We start from the raw sequence: 19,740 nt of genomic DNA, 5'->3' as shown, positions 1-19,740 counted from the left end.
CGTGAACCCGCAACCCCCTGTCAGCGTCATCATGCCCGTCCTCAACGAGGAGCGGCATCTCGAGGCGGCCGTGCGTCGTGTGCTCGACCAGGGATACGAGCCGGGCATGGAGGTGGTACTCGCCGTGGGGCCCTCCCGGGACCGCACGAGGGAGATCGCGGACCGCCTCGCCGCCGAGGATCCCCGGGTCACCGTGGTGGACAACCCCTCGGGCGCGACCCCGGCGGGGCTCAACGTCGCGTTCACGGCGGCACGCCACGACGTCATCGTTCGGGTCGACGGACACGCAGAACTCTGCGACGGCTACATCGCCACCGCGGTGCGGCTCCTCGACGAGACCGGGGCCGCCAACGTCGGTGGGCGGATGGAGGCCCGGGGGACCACACCCTTCGAGCAGGCGGTCGCGGCCGCCTACAACTCGCCGATGGGGCTGGGTGGGGGCGGCTTCCATCTCGCCGACACCCCGGCCGGCCCCGCCGAGACGGTGTTCCTCGGGGTGTTCCGGCGCGACGCGCTCGAGCAGGTCGGTGGCTTCGACGAGGGCCTGCACCGGGCCCAGGACTGGGAACTCAACCATCGGCTGCGAGGCGCGGGCCTGCTCGTGTTCTACTCGCCGGAGCTCCGGGTCGTCTACCGGCCCCGTTCCTCGCTCAGGGCGCTGGCCAGCCAGTTCTTCCGCACCGGGCAGTGGCGGCGCGAGGTGATCCGTCGTCACCCGGAGACCGCGTCGCCGCGTTACCTCGCCCCGCCGGTGGTGGTCCTGGCCTCCGTGCTCGGGCTCCTGGTCGGTGTCCTCGGGCTGGTGCTGCAGTGGCCCCTGCTGCTCCTGGGATTCGCGGCCCCCGTGCTCTACCTGCTCTTCCTGGCAGCCGCCACCGCCACGATCCCCACCGACGGGATCGCGGCGCGGCTCAGGCTCCCCCTGGTGCTCGCGACCATGCACATGGCCTGGGGGCTCGGCTTCCTCCGCGGCCTGCCGGACTAGACGAGGACGCCCCGCTCCTGGGCCGCGATGTGGCGTGCCCGTGTTGCGTCGCCTCCCGTCACGGAGACGGTGCCGCCACCCCCGAGCACCGGGGCCACGAGGAGCTGGGCGATGCCCTCCCATCCCCCTTGCGGGTCGTGGAACACGCTCCTCGACGAGCGTGGCGGCACCTCGGCGACCTGCCGGTGGTCGAGGTCGTCCCAGGCCGGCATGTCCCCGGTGAGGGGTTCGGCCAGGTGGAGATCCGGTTCCCCCAGCGCATCGGCGAGATCAACCGTTCCGGGCGGGGGCTCCGGGAGGCGCAACCCCAGCGGGTGCAGGGAGCACACCACGGTCTGCGGCCCCCGGGTGGCGCTGTCGGAGGCCACCACGGCCAGGTCCCCGGGGCGCGACGAGATCGCAGCCCCGCGCTGCCACACCGCCGCGCAGACGACCCATGTCGCCCAGTGGCCGGGATGGGTGGCGGCCAGCTCGACCTGCACCTCGTCCCCGGGGCCGATGCCGAGCCCGTCCATGAGGTTGGCCGTCTTGTCCACCCAGTTCCTGAAGGTCACGGCCGACAGCTCCACCCGGGAGGCGGCCTCCTCGTCGTAGTGGACGAGGAGGGGATGGGAGGCGGGCAGGGCCCTCAGGGCGTCGGCGAACAGCATGGTGCGAATCTACTGCCCGGTTCGTCGCCAGGTGCATCGGCGAGGATCCTGCGTCGTCGCTTCGGCCGAGTGCGGGCGTGATGATTGCACCGGCTCCGACGGGCTGCCTATCGTGTCGCCATGCGATACGCGGTGGTCATGGCAGGGGGGTCCGGGACGAGGCTGTGGCCGTTGTCACGGCAGGGTGCACCGAAACAGCTCTTGGAACTCTTCGACGGCAGGAGCCTGCTTCGGCTGGCCTTCGAACGGATCCGTGGGGTGGTGCCCGACGAGGCGATCCTCGTGTGCACCTCCCGCGACTACATCGACGTCGTCGCCCGGCAGCTGCCGGAACTCCCCGCGTCGAACGTGCTGGGGGAGCCCGTGGGGCGGGACTCCCTGGGCGCGGTCGCCTGGTCGGCGGCCGTTCTAGCCCAACGGGACCCGGACGCGGTCGTCGCGATGCTGAGCGCGGACCACATCATCGAACCCGTCGCCGACTTCCGGGCGGCGCTGGAGCGGGCCTTCGAGGTGGCCGAGGCCAGGCCGCGCGGGCTCGTCACGATGGGCGTCGTCCCGACGGAACCGAACACGGGCTTCGGCTACCTGCACCGTGGTGAGGACCTTCCCGGCCTGCCCGGGGCCTGCCGGGTCATCGAGTTCCGGGAGAAGCCGGACCGGGCGACGGCCGAGCAGTACCTCGCCTCCGGGCGCTACTGGTGGAATGCCGGGATGTTCGTCTGGCGGGCCGGGCTGCTGCTCGACCTGCTGGATTCGCTCGAACCGGAGACCGCTGAACGGGTGCGACGCATCGCGTCGCAGCCCGAACTCCTCGACGAGGTGTTCCCCACCCTGCACAAGATCTCGGTCGACTACGCCGTCATGCAGCCTGCATCCCGCGGAGCCGTGGACGCCGAGGTGCTCGCCGTGCCCCTCGACGTCGACTGGGCCGATGTCGGCAGCCACCAGAACCTGGCGGCTCAGTTCGCGCTCGACGATGACGGCAACCGTCGTGAGGGTGTCACCGTCAGTCTCGACTCGAAGGGGTGTGTCCTGGTCAACACGGCCGGTGAGGGACATGTCGTCGCCACGCTCGGGTTGTCCGGGGTGCTGGTGGTCCACACCCCGACGGCCACCCTCGTCAGTCCGCTGTCGGAGTCGGGACGGATCCGGGAACTCGTCGAGCTGGTCCGTCAGGAGTGCGGGGCGGAGTTCGCCTGATCGAAGAGCACCGGGCCCGGGCGGATGTCCTCCAGCCAGGTACGGGTCTCCCTCACGTGTGCCATCGCGAGGAAGCGGGCCCCCTCCGCGTCGCGGCGGGCGATGGCGGTGGCGATTCGACGGTGCGCCTCATCCGAGATCGCCTTGAGGTCGCGGTGTGACTCCTCCTCGAAGACCCGGTAGTCCTGGCCTCGCCTGCGCATGATTCCCAGCAGCGTGGCGATGAGGGGGTCCTCGGCCCCCGCCACGATCGCGGCGTGGAACTCGGCGTCGAGACGTTGCGCCTCGTCACCGGGTTCGACCGCGGCCAGTTGCTCCGCCAGGTCGAGGATCCTGTCCCGACCCTCGTCGGTGAGGCGGGCCGCCGCCTGGGCCGCGGCGTGCCCCTCCAGCACCTCACGCAACGGGAACAGCTCGAGGTAGCGGTCCAGCGGCAGGAGGGGAAAGACCATCTCCAACCCGTGGAGGATCTGTGGTGGTCCCATCGGCGAGACCGTGCATCGGCCGCCGGGGCGGGCCTCCAGGGCACCCGCCACGGTGAGCATGCGTTGTGCCTCCCGCAGGGAGCTGCGGGAGACGCCGAAACGTTCACACAGCTCGGCCTCGCTGGGGAGGGGGTCGCCGCACCGGAGCAGGCCGGTCGCGATCATCCGGCACAGCCCGCGCCGGGCGGTCTCCACGGCTGTCACGGAGGTCATGTCCTCAAGGAAACCACGCCATTGGCCGATCCGGGAGATGACCCGCGGGGGAACAGGGGAGTCATTGTCAGACAAGAGGTGCCCAGATGGCGAAGATTTGCCCCGAGAGTGCGGCAGATGTGCTCCAATTGTCTGACGAAAGGTGTGAGGATGCAGCTCAGAGTCGATCAGCAGCACACGAGGGTCCGCTGGACCCTCGACCCAGCCGTACGTCACCTCAACCACGGGTCGTTCGGTGCGGTGCCCGTGGCCGTCCAGGAGAGACAGCATCGGTTGAGAGCCGAGATGGAGGCCAACCCGGTGCGGTGGTTCGCCGCAATCGGGGAACGGGTGGCCGAGGCGCGTGAGGACCTGGCCGACCTGCTCCACGTACCCCACGGCCACCTGGCCCTCGTCCCCAACGCGTCGGCGGGCGCCAGCGTGGTCCACCAGTCCCTCCTCGGGCAGGGGCCCGTCGACGTCATGGTCACCAGTCACGGCTACGGGGCCATCTCCGCCGGAATGAGCCGGCTGGCCGCCCGCACCGGGGGGCGGGTCCACCGCATCCACATCCCGTTGGACGCGGCAGCCGAGAGGGTCGTCGACCTCGTCCACGAGGCCCTGACCCGGCACCGCCCCCGCCTCCTCGTCATCGACCAGATCACCTCATCGACCGCCAGGGCCTTCCCGGTGGGGGAGATCTGCACCCTGGCCAGGGGGCTGGGGGTCACCACGCTCGTCGACGGCGCCCATGCTCCAGGAGTCCTTCCGGACCCGGTCGTCCGGGAGGCCGACCACTGGGTGGGCAACCTGCACAAGTTCGTATGCGCCCCGCGCGGGACGGCGGTGCTCGTGAGCCGGGACGGGGACTCCCTGCACCCCGTCATCGACTCGTGGGGGGCGGGACGGAACTTCCCGGAACGCTTCGACCACGTCGGCACCCTCGACGTCACCGCGTGGCTCGTCGCCCCCTTCGCCTGGCGGCACCTCGACGAGGAGGTCGGCTGGGAGGCCATCCGCAGCTACTCGGCCGAACTGGCCGATGTCGGGGTGGCCCGGGTGGCCGACGCCCTGGCCGGCCTCGTCAACGATCCCGTGCCCGACGTGGGCCAGCCCGTCGGGCCGATGCGGCTGCTCCGGCTGCCCACGGGGCTCGGCGCCACCCGGGAGGATGCGGATGCGCTCCGGGTCCCCTTCAACGACGAGGCGGGCATCGCGCTGGCGTTCACGAGCTTCGAGGGATGCGGGTTCCTGCGGCTGTCCACCCACATCCACACCACCATCGACGACCTCGACCACCTGGCAACGGTGGGGATCCCCCTGCTCCACCGTTGGGCCGAGCGAAGGGAACAGGGGGATGCGCCAACCCAACCGAATCACTTCAAGGAGGAAGCATGAGACGAACCCACCTCGTGGCGGCGGCCACCCTCGCCGCGGCCCTGACCCTGGGGGCCTGTGCGGGCGACGGCCGGAGCCAGAACGCCGACGGCGGCCCCGTCACGATCACGATGGTCGAATCCCTCACGAGTCCCGCCCGCACCGAGCTGCTGAAATCCCTCATCAAGGAGTTCGAGGGGCAGCACAAGGGTGTGAAGGTCGAACTCGTGTCCCCGCCCACCGACCAGGCGGACGCGAAGATCCAGCAGATGCTCCAGTCGGGATCCGGGGTCGATGTGCTCGAGGTGCGTGACCTCACCGTCGGCCCGTTCAGCAACAACGGCTGGCTGCACGACATGGCCCCCGAGCTCAAGGACTGGGAGGGGATGTCGGCCCTCACCGAGCAGGCCCGCACCGCGGCCACCAGCGAGGACGGCAAGACCTGGTTCGTGCCCTACGGCTTCTACGGCATGAGCCTGTTCTACCGCACGGACCTCGTCGCCGAGGCCGGATTCGACGGCCCCCCGAAGACCTGGGAGGACCTCGTCCAGCAGGCGGCGAAGATCCAGGACCCGTCGCAGAACCGCTACGGCTACGCCTTCCGCGGAGGCAAGAACTCCGCCGGACAGCTGCTCAGCATCCTCGAGGCCTACAACGCGGACTCCCTCGACGTCACCAACGCCTACAAGGTGACCAGCGGCGCCACCATCTTCTCCACCCCGGAGTCGCAGCAGGCGCTCGACACCTACATCGAGCTGTTCCGCACCGGATCCCCCGAGTCCTCCGTCGCCTGGGGCTACCCGGAGATGGTGCAGGGATTCACCAACGGCTCCACCGCCTTCCTGTTGCAGGACCCCGAGGTCATCGCGGTGGTCAAGGAGAGCTCGCTGACCCCCGAGCAGTGGAACGTCGCGCCCAACCTCCTCGGCCCCACGGGAAAGGCGGCCTGGCCCCTGGCGACGGCGGGCTGGGGCATCACGTCGTTCTCGAAGCACAAGAAGGAGGCCCTCGAGCTGGTGAAGTTCCTCTCCGGTGAGGCCTCCACCCGGTTCGCGAAGGAGAACTCCCTCGTGCCGATCCAGCAGTCGGCGGGTGAGGACGAGTTCTTCCGAACCGGTCCGTGGGCGGCCTACGTCACGATGACCTCCCAGCCGGAGACGTGGATCGCCGTGACGGAGCCCCGCAGCTCGGCGTGGTGGACCGAGTGGATGCAGCGTTCGGAGACGGATCTGCAGAAGGTGCTGCTCGGTGAGATGACCACGACCGATCTCCTCAAGGGATGGGACCAGTACTGGACCGAGAAGTGGGCCGGGTGATGTCCCAGCCTGCCCCCGTCGGCCCGGGTGGGGCGGCCGCTGCGAGCGGTCACCCCACCCGGGGCAGGAGTTTCCGCCTCCGCACGGCGCTGACCATCCTCGGCTTCCTGGCCCCTGCCGTCGTGTTCGTCGCGGTGTTCACCTACTTCCCCCTGTTCCGGGGGAGCGAGATGGCCTTCAGGCGCTGGTCGCTGTGGGACCTGACCGCCACCCCGTTCATCGGTCTCGACAACTTCAGGACCCTCGTGTCCGACCCCTTGTTCCTGTCGACGATGTGGAACTCGGTGATCTGGGTCATCGGCTCGCTGGTGCCACAGTTCGTCATCGGCTTCCTCATCGCGCTGGGGCTGCGCAAGCGGTTCCGGTTCCGCGGGCTGTACCAGGCGGTGGTGTTCTACCCGTGGGCCGTCTCCGGATTCCTCATCGGGATCCTCTTCCGGTGGATGTTCAACTCCGAGTTCGGCGTGGTCAACGACCTCCTCATGCGGATGGGGATCGTCGACGCCCCCATCCCGTGGCTCGCGAAACCGGAACTCGCCATGTTCGCCGTCATCGTGGCGAACATCTGGTACGGGGTGACCTTCTTCGCCATCATGATCCTCGCCGCGCTCCAGTCGGTCCCCGAGGAGATCCTCGAGGCCGCAGCCATCGACGGGGCCGGGCGCTGGCGGACCCTGTTCCAGGTGACGATCCCCACGATCGCCAGCACCCTCGTGCTCTCCGTGCTGCTCAGGGTGATCTGGATCTTCAACTTCCCCGACGTCATCTACGGCATGACCGGTGGCGGCCCCGGCGACCGCACTCAGATCGCGACGACCTGGATGATCCAGTTCACCCAGCAGGGCAACTACGGTGTGGCCTCCGCCCTGGGTTTCATCGTCATGGGCGTGCTCATCTGCTTCACGGGCCTGTACCTCGCCCTGTTGTCAAGGAGGGCTGAGACGTGATCCACAAGGACCCACTCCTGCTCCGCGTCGTTCGGGTGGCCGGCCTCGGGTTGTGGTTGCTCATCACCATCTTCCCGCTCTACTGGATCATCCTCACCTCGCTCAAACCCGCCCGGCACATCGCCGAGTACCCGGTGCGCTACTGGCCGCGCGAGGTCAGCGTCGAGAACTACACCTCGCTGCTGGACAAGGCCCAGTTCGGGACCTACCTCGTGAACTCGCTCGTCGTCTCCTCCGCCGCCGCGACCGTCGCGACCCTCATCGCGCTGCTCAGCGGGTACGTGCTGTCCCGGTTCTCGTTCCGGGGTAGGGGAGCGGTCATGGGGGCCTTCCTCGTGACCCAGATGATCCCGGCCTTCATCGCCCTCGGCCCGCTCTACCAGGTGTTCACGGACCTGGGGCTGGTGGACACCCGATTCGGCCTGGTGCTCGTCTACATCGCCATGACGATCCCGTTCTCGGCCATCATGCTGCGGGGCTTCTTCGCAGGGGTTCCCGACAGCCTGGAGGAGGCCGCGATGGTCGACGGGCTCACGAGGCTGGGGGCGCTGTGGCGGGTCATCGTGCCTGCCATGACCCCCGGGATCATCGCGACGTTCATCTTCAACTTCGTCAACTGCTGGAACGAGCTGTTCCTCGCCACGACGCTGATCAACCGTGACGACGCCCGCACCATCCCGACGGCCCTCAACAGCTTCATCTCCGGCTTCAACATCGAGTGGGGACCGTTGTCCGCGGCCGCCGTCATGACCATCGTCCCGACGATGCTCCTGTTCGCGGTGGCCAGCCGCTGGATCGTCTCGGGCCTCACCCAGGGAGCGACGAAGGGTTGACAAGGATGAGCGACGTGGATGCGCAGTTTGCAAGCCGACTCGCCGAACGCGCTTGACTCCCTGGAATTGCGCGTGTGTAATTTTCAGGTGAAAGGGGGAGGCATGGACAACATCTGGGAACTCACGGCGGGGGCGGACGAAGAGTTTGCGTGGCACCAGCATGCCCTGTGCGCGCAGACCGATCCGGAGGCCTTCTTCCCTGAGAAGGGGGGATCGACCCGCGAGGCGAAGCGCGTCTGTTCCAGCTGCACCGTGCGCAGCGAATGCCTGGAGTACGCGCTGGCCCACGACGAACGGTTCGGCATCTGGGGGGGACTGTCCGAGAGGGAGCGGCGCAAGCTGAAGCGTCAGGCGATCTGACTCCTGCCCCGGAGGATCTGGCTCCGGCACGGTCCTTGGGCTATCGTCAACGCGAGCCCCTCCCGCCGGGAGGGGCGGCTGACAGGAGGGGATCCGCTTGACTTCCGATGGCGCCATCGACGACCTGTGGTCATGGATCGACGAGGAACCCGACGACGACGTCCCCAACCCCATCAACCCCATGGACGTGGTCGCCGTCATGGTCGTCCACAACGCGGCGGACTGGATCGTGCGGCAGCTGAGGGCCCTCCAGGCGCTCAATCCCCGTCCGGGACGCATCATCGCCGTCGACAACGGCTCCACCGACTCCTCCAGATCCATCCTCGAACAGGCGCGGGCCGCGGGTGTCCTCGACGCCGTCGTCAACGGGGACCCCGGCTGGGGATTCGGGCAGGCCGTCCAGCACGTGCTGCGCGGTGACGAGCCCTGGATCTGGCTGCTCCACGACGACTCCGCCCCGGCACCCGACGCCCTCGGGCAGCTGCTCCGCGGCGCGGCCCTCACCAACGCCGACCTGCTGTTCCCGAAGCTGCTGCAGCCCCGCCGGCGCAACTACCCCGAGACCCTGTCCGAGATCGGACAGACCATCACGCGCTCCGGTCGGAGGGTGAGCAGCGTCGAGGAGGGGGACATCGACCAGGGGCAGGACCGGGCCAAGGAGACCCTCGGCGGATCGACCGCCGGCCTGCTCATCCGCGGCGCCGCCTGGCGGGGGCTCGGCGGTCTGGCCCCGGAGCTTCCCCATCACCGCGACGGTGTCGAGCTCGGCTGGCGTGCCCACGAGGCCGGGGGGAGGGTCACCACCTGGCCGGAGGCGGCCCTCACCCACCGTCAGGCGGGGATGACGGGGGAGCGCACCACCCAACACGGCGTCGACCCCCACGAGGAGGATCGACTGGCGGCCCTGCGTCTCGTCGCGTCCCGGGGCGGGAAACCGCGGCGGATCCTCGCCCTCGTGGTCGTGAGCTGGCTGCGGGCACTCGGGTTCCTGCTGCTGAAGTCCCCGCGCCTCGCCAAGGCGGAGATCCGCGCGGCCCGCCGCCTCGTCGCGGAGCCGGACCGGGTACGCAACCTGCGCTCCCGCGTGCAGGGCGAACCGCGCGACGTCTCGGCCCTGCTGCCCAACCGGTTCTGGCCGGTCCGCAACGCCTTCGACAAGCTGGGCTCGGGCATCGCGGAGCGCTACCGGGACTTCACCAACCAGGAGTCCGGGATCAGCATCGACGAGATGACCGGGGACGACTACGCGGGCGGCCCCACTCGTCGACGCGTCTTCACCCCGGTCGCCCTCCTGACCACCCTGCTCGTGCTCGGCGGCGCGATCGCCGCGCGCACCCTCCTGGGGGGCGGGGAGGTCTTCGGCGGGGGCCTGCTCCCCGCCCCCGACGGCTTCCAGGCGGCGTGGTCCCGTGCCTTGACCCCCGTCGTCGACACCCCCGGGGCCAACGCCCCCTGGCTGTCCATCGGCGCCTTCCTGTCGATGTTCACCCTCGGCATCCCCCAGTGGCTCGTCATCGCGGCCCTGGTCCTCGTGCCGCTGCTCGCGGCGCTGAGCGCCCACTCGCTGCTGCGTCGCCTCGACGTCACCCAGGGGACCGCGGCGATCGTGTCGGGCGTGTGGGCGGCTGCCACCCTCCTGCTCGGTCTCGTCACGGCCGGCGACGTCGGGGGCATGGCCCTCGCGATCGTGTTCCCCGCCCTGGCCCACGCCCTCCTCGTCATCGTCACGGATGAGTCCGCGGGGGCGGAACGGCTGCGTGCCCCGGCGGGGGCGGCCTTCTGGCTCCTCATCGGCACGGCGGCATGGCCGCTGCTGTGGGTGCTGGCCGCGATCGCCGGGGTCGTGTGGGTGGTGCTGCGTCGTCACCGCTTGGTCGAGGTGCTCATCATCGTGCTGCTGCCCGCGGCGTTCATGGCACCGTGGGTGCCCACCCTCGTCGCCTGGCCGGGTCGGATGCTGACCGGTCCGGATCCGTTGGCGTGGCCGACCTTCATCCCGGCCGACCTCGCCCTGTTCGCCGGCCGCATCCTGCCGTCGGGATTCCCCGCGGTGGCCAACATCATCTTCTTCGCGGTGCTCGGCCTGGCCGCCGCCTACGCCACGGCCCGGCTCACCATGCCCCGACAGCGCCTGCTGGTCCTCCTCGGAGTGGGGGTGCCGGTCGTGCTGGGGGCCCTGCTCTCCCGCCTCGCGATCCCGGTCCACGGCGGTGAGGCACGTCCCCTGCTGTCCGGGTGGGCGCTGCTCATCGTCGCCGCCCTGCTCGCCCCGATCGTGGCGTTGCGGGAGAACGAGGAACGGCCCCGGACGGACCGACGCGTCGTCCTGGGGGCACTGACCGGGGTCGCCTGCCTCGCCCTCGGCGTGTGGGTGGTCCTGGGATTCGCCGGGCCGGTCACGAACCGTCCGTCGGCGCTGCCCGGCTACGTGCGCGACGTGATGGCCTCCCCCCGTGGGACACGCGTGCTCATGATCCAGGCCGTGCAGGAGGGACGGATCGCGTGGAACATCGTCGACGCCACCCAGCCGGGCTGGGGTTCGGGGGAGCGGCACCCGGCCGGCTCCTTCGAGGCCGACCACGCCGCCCTGGTCCAGCTCTTCGGGGGCGGCGACGCCCCGGAGGACCTCGCGGAGCGGTTGGCTCGCAGCGGCATCAGCCACGTGTGGATGCGCGGCTTCAGCGCCGAGCAGTTGGCGGCCGTGGGGAACGCGGCAGGACTCACGCGCAACCCGGCCGATGACGACACGGTGGTCTGGACCGTCGTCGGGCTGCCCTCGAGGGTCCGGATCGAGACCGGGACCGAGGTGGTCCCCGTGGTCGACGGGCACGTCGAGGCCGCCGACTCCGAGCGGTTGCTCGCCCTGGCCGAGGCCGAGGACACCCGGTGGGAGGTGCGCGTCGACGGGGTCCGCCTGGAGGAGGCGCTGGAGGGGCCGCCGGTCGGCTTCACCCTCCCGGCGGGGACCGGCGGAACCCTCAGCTGGGGGCTGCGTCCCGCGTGGGGTGCCTTCGGCTGGCAGGTCTTCGTGCTGCTGGCGCTCATCGCCCTGGCCGCACCCACAGCAGGAGGGGCCACCTCGGCCCGGCGAGGACTGGAGGACTGATGTTGAAGCGAATGCTCGAAACCCTCGTCGGATGTGTCCTCTTCGCCGCGCTCCTGTTCGGGATCACCCGCCTGACCCCGGCGGACCTGCCGAGGGGCACCACCGTCGAGACGACGCGCAGCACCAAGGTCGTGTGCATCCCCGCAGCGGAGGGGGCGACGGTCCGGCTCGCCGGGATCCACTCGGCCGCGGCCCTGGACGCGGCCCCGACACCCCAGACCCGGGCGGTCCTGCCGGAGCAGACCCTGCCCGTCGTGGCCGAGGGGACGGAGGGTCCCGTCGGCGCTGCCATGACGGGCGTTGATGCGGTGCGCACCCTCACCCCGTGTGTCCGCCCCGTCTCGCGGGGCGTCATCTCGCTGCCCGCCACCGCCAACACGGAGCTGCGGATCGTCAACCCTGACTCCTCCGAGGCGGCCATCGACCTGACGCTCTTCGGCCCCGACGGGGAGATCCAGTCCTTGGGAGCCCGAGGCATCGCGCTCGGTCCCCGCTCCCAGAAGACCATCGCCCTGTCGGTGCTGACCTCGGAGGCCACGCCCGTCGGTGTGGTGTTCCAGGCCAGCCGCGGCCGCGCCGCCGTCGTCGCCGTCACCACGACCGCCACGAGCGGGACGGCCGCGGTTCCCGGTGAGGCCGCGACCAGCCACTGGCTCCCCGGTGTCATGGCGGGGGTCCCCGAGGCCTCGGTGGTGCTCGCCAACCCGGGCGAGGACCGCGCGACGGCCACCCTCACCGCCTACGGCACCACCCCCGCCTACACCCCCGGCGGGGCGGAGTCCATCAGCATCCCGCCGCGCTCCACCGTCGTGGTTCCCCTGGCCGGAGCCCTCGCCGGTGAGGCCGCCGCGATCCGCGTCACCTCGGATCTCGAGGTGCTGGCGGGTCTCGCCGTGGTGAACGGAGACGGCGCCCAGGTCGCCCCCGTCAAAGCGGGGAGGACGGTTCGCACCCTCGCCCCGCCCGGGGGCACCCTCCAGGTGACCAACCCGGGATCCGAGACGACCACCGCCACCGTGACCGTCGTCACCGAGGCGGGGGAGAGCGTCGAGACCCTCGAGGTCGGCGCCGGCATGACCGTCGCCCTGCCGCTCACCGCGGAGACAACGGAGGGGCACCTGGTGAGCGTCCAGGCGCCGACGGAGGTGTTCGGGGCGGTGGTTTCCACCGGTGAGGCGGGCACGTGGGTGGCGCCCCTCGAGTCCGCCGACAGCGTCTCCGTGGCCCCCATCGGGGCGGAGCTGGACCCCGGCCTCCACTGAGGAAAGGACGTGTTGGAGGGTGCGCGGATAGGGGGATCGTGACGAGGATCGTCACGGTGACCTCATGGCAAGGCGGACGACGAAGAGCGCACTGGATCGTGCGTTCAAGGAGGACAACGCAGCCAAGGGGTCACCGGGGCGACCGCAGTGGATTCGCCTATCCGCGCACCCTCTTAGTCCTCCCAGTCCGGGTCGTCCCCGACGAAGTCGCTGAGGGGGCGCCCGGTGAGGGCGCTCAGCTGTTCCACGATGGTGCGGTGCACCAAGGAGCGCAGCGCACCCCGGCTGGAGGCGCGGTGCTCCAGGGGGCGCTCGTAGATGACGATCTGGGCGGGGCGGCCACGGGTGGGCTCCAGGGCCGCCGACATCGGCACCCGGTCCCCGGACCAGGCGGTCCGCAGGAAGGGGACCTCCTCGACCCCCACCATGATGCCGTTGAGGGCCTGGGGATCGACGGCGGCGATCTCCTCCAGTGCCCAGGTCACGCACTGGTTGAAGTACTCGGTGCGACGCGGGCGATGCAGGGGGACGGTGCGTCGTCCCCAGGCGTGGGGCAGGGCCAGCGGCCCCCGCAGCCCCCGTTCGTGTCGGTCCCGATTGCGTGGCATGCGGACACTCTAGTGGCCCAGGAGTTAGGCTTCCTTGGTGCGCCGTTGTTCCCGATCCGCGTGCGGCCAACCGGCCGTCGCCACTCTCACCTACGTGTACGCCGACTCGACGGCTGTCCTCGGCCCGCTGGCCGTGTCCCCGGTGCCGGGGGCCTTCGACCTGTGCGCCACGCACGCCGCACGCACCTCCGTCCCCTCGGGCTGGGAGGTGATCCGCATCCCGTTCGACCGGCGTCCCCGCCAGGAGGAGCCGGACGACGAGTTGTTGGCGCTCGCCAACGCGGTGCGGGAGATCGGGCTGCGCCACGACGACCCGATGCCCTCGACGCCGGCCCAGTTCGTCGACCAGGACGACCACGTGCCGCCTCCTCCGCCAAGTGGCCGTCATCTTCGCCTCCTCCCCGCCATCGAGTGAGGGATAGGCTCAGGGCATGCTTGCTGAGCAGATCTTCAAGGCCAATGACATTCGGGGGATCGTCACGGGGAAACAGCCGGAGTGGGACCTGGACGGCGCGCGACGACTCGGAGCCGCCTTCGTGGCGGAGCTGGGACTCGACGGGGGCTCCTTCGTGGTGGGGCGCGACATGCGTCATCTGGGGGAGGAACTGGCGACGGCGTTCATCGACGGGGCGCGTCGGGTCGGCGCCAGCGCCGTCGACGTGGGGCTGACCTCCACGGATCAGCTGTGGTTCGCCTCGGGGATGCTCCACCTGGCGGGGGTGCAGTTCACGGCGAGCCACAACCCCGCCGAGTACAACGGGATCAAGTTCTGTCTTCCCGACGCGGCACCCGTCGCCGCCACCTTCACCGCGGACCTGCGGCGTCGCGCGGCCGACATCGAGCTGGGGGAGCAGCCACGCGGCTCCCACACCCACCGGGACATCGTCGGTGACTACGTCGCCTTCCTGGCTCGGCTCGTCCCAACGGGTCAGGGGCGCAGGCTCCGGGTCGTCGTGGACGCGGGGAACGGGATGGGCGGGTTGGTCGCCCCGGCGGTGCTCGCCGAGAGGCACGTCGACCTCATCGGGCTCTACCTGGACCCCGACGGGTCGTTCCCCAACCATCCGGCCAACCCCCTGGAGCCCGAGAACCTCGTCGACGCGCAGGCCGCGGTCCGCGAGCACGGCGCTGACCTGGCGCTGGTCTTCGACGGCGACGCCGACCGCTGTTTCATCATCGATGAGCGGGGCGAGGTCGTCGATCCATCCGTGGTGACGGCGATGATCGCCCTGTCCGAGCTGTCCCGTGAACCCGGTGGCACCATCATCGTCAATGCCATCACCTCCCAGGCCGTCGCGGACGCCGTCGAGGGCCGGGGGAGGCTGGTCCGCTCCAAGGTGGGTCACACCCATGTCAAGGCCCTCATGGCGACCCACCGAGCCGTCTTCGGTGGGGAGCACTCCGCCCACTACTATTTCCGGGACTTCTGGGGCGCCGACACCGGGATGCTGGCGGCCCTCCATGTGCTGGAGCTCGTTCGAGGGAAGGGGGTGCCGTTGTCCGTGCTGGCCGCCGAGTTCGACGGTTACCACCGTTCCGGGGAGATCAACTCCGAGGTGGCCGACCATGCGGCGGTCACCGCCACCGTGGCGCGTGCCTTCGCCGGGCGCGGCCAGTCGGAGACCTTCGACGGGCTGACCATCCGGGATGCCGAGGCGGGGTGGTGGATCAACCTGCGCCCCTCGAACACCGAGCCGTTGCTCAGGCTCAACGTGGAGGCCCGTGACGCCGGGACGATGGCGGCCCTGCGCGATGAGGTGCTCCAGATCATTCGTTCGTCACGAGGAGAACTGTCATGAGTGAAGCCGACATGGATCTGTCGCCGGAGTTCCTGGCCATCGCCGCCTGCCCCGCCTGCCACGCCAAGTTCGCCGTCGACTACGACCGCACCGAACTGGTCTGCACGGCCGCCACCTGCGGGCTGGCCTACCCGGTCAAGGACCGCATCCCTGTCCTCGTTGTCGACCAGGCCCGCAGCACCCGGTAGGCCGTCATGTCCACCACCTGGTTCGATGACTCCCGTCTCGAGGCCGACGGGTTGGAGGCCACCGAGTCGCTGTGGTGGCTCGCCACCGCAGGCGCTCGCATCCGGCGGGCCGCTGGCAGTGAACCCGTTGGCCGGTTGAGCCGTGCCGACCGGCCGCGCGGGGTCCTGGTGCTCGGCGCGGAGGCGCGCCTGGTGCGTGCTGTCCTGGAACCGGTGTGTCCGGTGCCCTTCATGGCCTGGCCGGGCCCCGTGCTTCCTGCATGGGTGGGGCCGCTGGACCTCGTCGTCGCCCTCGGATCCCACGACGCCCACGCCTGGCAGATCCGTTGCGTCTCGGAGGCGGTTCGGCGGGGGGCCACCGTGATCGTCGCCGCCCCTGCCGACTCGGCGCTGGCCGCGGCGGGGACGGGAACCAACTGCACCCGATTGCCCACGCCCCCGGACGACCCGATGGCTGCGGCGATCGCGGTCCTGTCGTTGCTGGGGCAGCTCGACCTGGGTCCCGCCGTCGACGTGGAACTCGCGGCGGCCGCGGCGGACAGTGTCGCCGCGATGTGCTCGCCGTCCAGGCCCATCGGGGACAACCCGGGCAAGGATCTCGCCATCGGCCTGGCGGACTCCGTCCCGCTGGTGTGGGGCGGCACCACTCTTGCCGGACGTGCCTCACGGCGGATCGCGGAGGCGTTGCGCCGGGCGAGCGGGCGGGTCGCCCTCGCCGCCGACGCGGAGGAACTGGAGGCGGTGCTGCGTGGCACCACACCCCGCGACGTGTTCAGCGACCCCTTCGAGGGGGAGACGGAGATCTGCCCCACGCTGCTGCTGCTCGATGCCGATCTGGTCCCCTCGGAACTGGCTGGGACGGCGTCGCGCCTGATGAACCTCGCCGACTCGGTGGGGGTGCGGGTGTGCCGGATCAACTCCGGGGATGCGGAGCTCGGGGCCCTGGACGTGGAGCGGTACGTCACCCTGTTGCAGCAGGGTCGCTACGCCGCCGCCTATCTCGGTGTGGGTCGTGGCACGGTGACCTGATCCGCGCACCCTCTCCTGTCGTCTTTTTGGCCGTAGGTCTCGATCCGGTGTCGTTCTTCGGCGAGCTGTGCGAGAGTGTCACGGTCCCGAGGGCGAACGAGAGGGCGACCGCAGGTGAGTGAGTGGAAGATCAACCCGTCCGGTGTGAGGGAGGTGCTGGAGAGCGCCGAGTCGGCCCGGGGCGAGTTGTCCAAGGCGATGGGTCCGAACTCCTTGGAGGTGATCACCGCGGGGCTGACGTGGTGTCCTGCCCTGTCGGCGGGCATTCCTGAGGCGGTGGGCAGGATTCTGCAGGCACACGAGGAGAACTTCCGTGCGATCGTGAACCACGTGGATTCCGGCATCGTGGGGGTCACGGCGGCTGCGAACACCTATCTCGATGCCCAGCTGGAGATGGATGCGACGGTGCGGGCAACCCGGGCATCGGCGGTCGAGAGTGAGATGTTCCGGGCGGCCGAGAGCGGGAACTTCAGCTTCTTCGAGGAGCTGGCCTCACAGGCCGGGGAGGAGACGCCGTGAGCGACGGATTGATCAATCCGGACAAGTTCATCTGCCGCTCCTTCGGACTGGACCCGGAGGCCGTGGAGCAGGCCGGTGAGGGACTGGGCAGGATGGGTCTGGAGATCCTGCGAAAGGCCCACGGGGTGGCGAAGGTGTGGCGTCGGTTGCCTTCTGTGTATGAGTCCCCTGAGCAGGAGGCCGTGTACCGGATCATGGCCCCGGCGACGGTTGCGGCGGCGCGGATCAGGGAGGACCTGCTGAAGGCGTCGAAACCGCTCGTGAAGTACGCGGAAGCGTTGCGGATCATCAAGCCACGTCTGGAGGCCCTGGAGAACGACGCGCGTGAGTTCCGGTCCTCGGTGCTGGAGGAGTATCCCGGCGGTGAGGGATGGCGGGTCGATCATCAGGCGGTGGAGCGGAACAAGGACCTGTTGGCCAGGTACAACCAGTTGCACCGGCAGGTGGTTGATGAGATCAGTGCCTGTGAGAACGAGTTGCGGTCGATCGGTCTGGACGGGGCGATGGAGTGTCTGGCGCCGTCGTCGGGATTGCCGGCGGAGTTCGACCAGGTTCAGGAGTATCCGTGGGGGGCACCCGGGGAGCCTGCGCCACGCAACTTCCTCGAGTCGTGGATGTACGGTGCTTGGGACAACGTGGAGGAGTTCAAGGACGGGATCAGTGCCCTTGCTGGTTATGACGAGCACGGGAACCACAGTTGGGAGAACTTCGGGAACGCCTGGGACGGGGTCAGGGACTTCGTGTGGACGCATGTGAAGGTGGCAGCGGGCACGCCGCAGGAGATGCTGTCCTTCAACCCGAGTGATGAGTACAAGGCGGATCTCAACAAGCTCGCCACCGTCTGGGGCGAGGGGGTTCAGTGGGATCATCAGGCCCACCTGAGGGGTGAGAACGGCTGGCACGCCTATGAGGAGGACTTCCATCGGGCCGGGGCGAAGACGGTGACCGGGATGATACCGGTCCTCGGTTTCGGCAGGATGATCCGCCGGATGACCCGGGGGAAGGTTCCGGTACCGGCCGGGATTCATCCTGTGCTGGGGATCGTCGGCGCCGGGGCGCACCGGGTGACGCAGCCGTTGGTCCATGTCGGACAGCGGTTGCGCTCCCTCGGGCGAGCGGGCTGGGACCGGATCATGGGTCCGTTGGATGAGAAGCTGACACGGTTGGCGAATCAGGTGGCGCAGGGGCTGGACCAGGTCAGCGGAAATGGTTGGAGAAAGGTTGCCCTGGCGGGGGCCGACGTCGGCGGGGGCGGGCGTTCACCGGGGCGTTGGGGCTCGCATGGTCTGGTAGAGACGGTGGTCGATGAGGATCTGGCCCGTGGTGGGTCCAGGAGGAGTCACGGTGCGGGTGAGGAGGGGGTTCCCCGTCGGGCCGCTGACTGGTCGGGGGACGCGGAGCCGCCACGTCGCCCCACACCGGAGGGGCCCGACCTGCCGGAACCGGCTGACCCGGTGCGTCGGGATCGGCATGGGAACCCGTTGATCGTCGATGAGAACGGCAAGCCGTTGCCGGAGGATCGAGGGGATGGGCGCAGCCACTACGCCAGCGACCCGGAGGGCACCTTCCGGGACACGCAGGGCAAGCTGCGCTCCTCGGTGGACGGGGCGAAGTTCGCCGAGGATCCCTACGCCGGGGACGCGAGGATCGTCCACCACCACGACTGGACCCAGGCCCCGGCGGCGCGGGACTGGGCCGATGCGGCCCGACAGGCCGAGTTCAAGCAGGCCGCCAAGGCCTGGGAGGAGATCCGCAGCGCCACCCGCAAGGCACGGGCGGCGGCCAAGGAGTCCTTGGAGTTCGCCCGGGAGTGGCTGGCCCGGGTCGATCCCGGGGTCGATGTCGACACCAGGGGCTACAGTACTCTCGCCAATGCACTTGAGAGAAAATCCAAGTCCTTGGACCTGACCGATGCCGAGAGGGCAGCGCTGAAACATCACCAGAAGCTGCTCGAGGATGCTGGAGAAGCGGAACTGAAGCTGCAGAAGGCCTCGGAGTGGGCGGGCGATCGTGGTGGCCACCTGACCCTTGAGGATCAGGGGCGCAGGGTGATCCTGGGGGAGACCGGCGGTTCCCCTAATAGTCATGCCTCTCCGGGGTCGGGGACCATGGATCAGGTGGGGATCAGCGGCCCGGACATCGAGCCGCCCAGCAAGCAGGCCGTCCAGCCGGAGCGCTATGAGATCGCCTTCGGCGAGAACAAGGGTGGCAACAGCCCCAGGCTGGGGTCGCGTGGCGGGGCCCAGCAGGGCACGCTGCCCTACCTGCATGACCTGCTCTCCGGCAAGGGGGATCCCCGGCTGGCTGAGCGACTCACCGCGCTGCGCGACGCCGGGGAGCATCCCGGTTTCTTCGAGGCGCTGCGCCGGGGCGAGGTGGTGGTGCGCTACCAGTTCGTCAATGCCCGACCGGACGGCACGCTGCGTGCCGGGGAGTTCAACCTCGGGGCAGAGGTGCGCCTCCGCTGGGATGGCGGCGACACCTTCGAGCTCATCACTGAATAGGAGACGGCTGTGAGACACATTCCTTTCGAGACGGCCCGGACCTGGATCGAGCGTCTGGCGGGGTTGCCTGCTCCGGTGAAGATGGGTGACATTCCGGGGTTGGCGGCGGAGTTCGGGTGGGAGCCCACCAAGTGGGATGATGAGTACAGGTATGAGGAAGGGGGGGAGTCCCAAGTTGTTTTGGTCACGGGGGAAGATGAGGGTGGAAATCTTTTCAAAGTGAGCTTTGACCTGGTTAGGAGTTGGGCTGAGGATCTGTCGGGGAATGTTGGGGTGGTGGATTTCTGGGCCAGGTATGTGGAGGCGTTTTGTGGTGCTTGGGGTGAGCCGTGGAGTGTGATGACGGATGTTGACATGATTGATTTCATCTGGAAGTTGCA

At 69.7% G+C, this 19,740-nt stretch carries 19 protein-coding genes; 16 read left to right on the top strand and 3 right to left on the bottom strand.

All coding sequences use genetic code 11. From position 1 onward, the window contains the following. The first annotated feature begins 1 nt into the window (after position 1). Positions 2-985: a glycosyltransferase family 2 protein gene (locus EII35_RS07295; protein WP_125227808.1), complete on the top strand. Its 984-nt coding sequence runs from the start codon at positions 2-4 to the stop codon at positions 983-985. On the opposite strand, the gene EII35_RS07290 is transcribed toward EII35_RS07295, so the two are convergent. Beyond that, complete coding sequence (locus tag EII35_RS07290; RefSeq protein ID WP_125227807.1) at positions 982-1,635, bottom strand: TIGR03089 family protein; 654 nt, start codon at positions 1,633-1,635, stop codon at positions 982-984. The two genes, EII35_RS07295 and EII35_RS07290, sit on opposite strands and share 4 nt — an antisense overlap. Before the next feature lie 120 nt (positions 1,636-1,755). Here EII35_RS07290 and EII35_RS07285 point away from each other — a divergent pair, with 120 nt between their 5' ends. Then, the gene (locus tag EII35_RS07285) at positions 1,756-2,835 is read left to right on the top strand and encodes a mannose-1-phosphate guanylyltransferase (protein ID WP_125227806.1); all 1,080 of its coding nucleotides are present in this window, start codon (positions 1,756-1,758) and stop codon (positions 2,833-2,835) included. Here EII35_RS07285 and EII35_RS07280 read toward each other — a convergent pair. Next, the gene (locus tag EII35_RS07280; RefSeq protein WP_125227805.1) at positions 2,808-3,533 is read right to left on the bottom strand and encodes a FadR/GntR family transcriptional regulator; all 726 of its coding nucleotides are present in this window, start codon (positions 3,531-3,533) and stop codon (positions 2,808-2,810) included. The two genes, EII35_RS07285 and EII35_RS07280, sit on opposite strands and share 28 nt — an antisense overlap. A gap of 150 nt (positions 3,534-3,683) precedes the next feature. On the opposite strand from EII35_RS07280, the gene EII35_RS07275 reads away from it, so the two are divergent. From EII35_RS07275 to EII35_RS07245, 7 genes are all read left to right on the top strand, one after another. After that, positions 3,684-4,910 (top strand): aminotransferase class V-fold PLP-dependent enzyme, encoded by a 1,227-nt coding sequence (locus EII35_RS07275; protein WP_125227804.1) that lies wholly within the window; start codon positions 3,684-3,686, stop codon positions 4,908-4,910. Next, on the top strand, positions 4,907-6,205 hold the full coding sequence (locus EII35_RS07270) for an ABC transporter substrate-binding protein (protein WP_125227803.1): 1,299 nt from the start codon (positions 4,907-4,909) through the stop codon (positions 6,203-6,205). The genes EII35_RS07275 and EII35_RS07270 overlap by 4 nt, the downstream gene beginning before the upstream one ends. Next, positions 6,169-7,152 (top strand): carbohydrate ABC transporter permease, encoded by a 984-nt coding sequence (locus EII35_RS07265; protein ID WP_260465053.1) that lies wholly within the window; start codon positions 6,169-6,171, stop codon positions 7,150-7,152. The genes EII35_RS07270 and EII35_RS07265 overlap by 37 nt, the downstream gene beginning before the upstream one ends. Then, positions 7,149-7,985, top strand: coding sequence for a carbohydrate ABC transporter permease (locus EII35_RS07260; protein ID WP_125227802.1), 837 nt, complete (start codon positions 7,149-7,151; stop codon positions 7,983-7,985). The genes EII35_RS07265 and EII35_RS07260 overlap by 4 nt, the downstream gene beginning before the upstream one ends. Positions 7,986-8,087: 102 nt before the next feature. Continuing rightward, positions 8,088-8,345: a WhiB family transcriptional regulator gene (locus EII35_RS07255; RefSeq protein WP_125227801.1), complete on the top strand. Its 258-nt coding sequence runs from the start codon at positions 8,088-8,090 to the stop codon at positions 8,343-8,345. A 97-nt stretch (positions 8,346-8,442) separates the two neighbouring features. Continuing rightward, complete coding sequence (locus tag EII35_RS07250) at positions 8,443-11,451, top strand: glycosyltransferase family 2 protein (protein ID WP_125227800.1); 3,009 nt, start codon at positions 8,443-8,445, stop codon at positions 11,449-11,451. After that, a complete protein-coding gene (locus EII35_RS07245; protein ID WP_125227799.1) occupies positions 11,451-12,713 on the top strand; it encodes a DUF5719 family protein in 1,263 nt (420 codons plus the stop codon). Before EII35_RS07250 ends, EII35_RS07245 begins: the two co-directional genes overlap by 1 nt. Before the next feature lie 173 nt (positions 12,714-12,886). Here the strand turns inward: EII35_RS07245 and EII35_RS07240 are convergent, their stop codons facing one another. Further along, a complete protein-coding gene (locus EII35_RS07240) occupies positions 12,887-13,321 on the bottom strand; it encodes a metallopeptidase family protein (RefSeq protein WP_125227798.1) in 435 nt (144 codons plus the stop codon). Between the two features lie 37 nt (positions 13,322-13,358). Between EII35_RS07240 and EII35_RS07235 the strand changes: the two genes are divergently transcribed. From EII35_RS07235 to EII35_RS07205, 7 genes are all read left to right on the top strand, one after another. Next, a complete protein-coding gene (locus tag EII35_RS07235) occupies positions 13,359-13,736 on the top strand; it encodes a DUF3499 domain-containing protein (protein WP_260465052.1) in 378 nt (125 codons plus the stop codon). Between the two features lie 16 nt (positions 13,737-13,752). Beyond that, on the top strand, positions 13,753-15,120 hold the full coding sequence (locus tag EII35_RS07230) for a phosphohexomutase domain-containing protein (protein WP_125227796.1): 1,368 nt from the start codon (positions 13,753-13,755) through the stop codon (positions 15,118-15,120). Then, positions 15,117-15,308 (top strand): Trm112 family protein, encoded by a 192-nt coding sequence (locus tag EII35_RS07225; protein WP_125227795.1) that lies wholly within the window; start codon positions 15,117-15,119, stop codon positions 15,306-15,308. The genes EII35_RS07230 and EII35_RS07225 overlap by 4 nt, the downstream gene beginning before the upstream one ends. A 6-nt stretch (positions 15,309-15,314) precedes the next feature. Beyond that, on the top strand, positions 15,315-16,337 hold the full coding sequence (locus tag EII35_RS07220) for an SIS domain-containing protein (protein WP_125227794.1): 1,023 nt from the start codon (positions 15,315-15,317) through the stop codon (positions 16,335-16,337). Between the two features lie 114 nt (positions 16,338-16,451). Next, complete coding sequence (locus EII35_RS07215; RefSeq protein ID WP_125227793.1) at positions 16,452-16,856, top strand: DUF6507 family protein; 405 nt, start codon at positions 16,452-16,454, stop codon at positions 16,854-16,856. After that, positions 16,853-19,360 (top strand): hypothetical protein, encoded by a 2,508-nt coding sequence (locus EII35_RS07210; protein WP_125227792.1) that lies wholly within the window; start codon positions 16,853-16,855, stop codon positions 19,358-19,360. Before EII35_RS07215 ends, EII35_RS07210 begins: the two co-directional genes overlap by 4 nt. A gap of 9 nt (positions 19,361-19,369) precedes the next feature. Continuing rightward, on the top strand, positions 19,370-19,740 hold a 371-nt coding region (locus EII35_RS07205), incomplete at its 3' end, for a DUF6301 family protein (protein WP_148098935.1).

Source organism: Arachnia propionica (assembly GCF_003932785.1).
GTDB classification, from domain to species: Bacteria; Actinomycetota; Actinomycetes; order Propionibacteriales; family Propionibacteriaceae; genus Arachnia; species Arachnia propionica_B.
The sequence above is the reverse complement of the archived record's forward strand: the minus strand, read 5'-3'. Positions and strand labels throughout refer to the sequence as shown.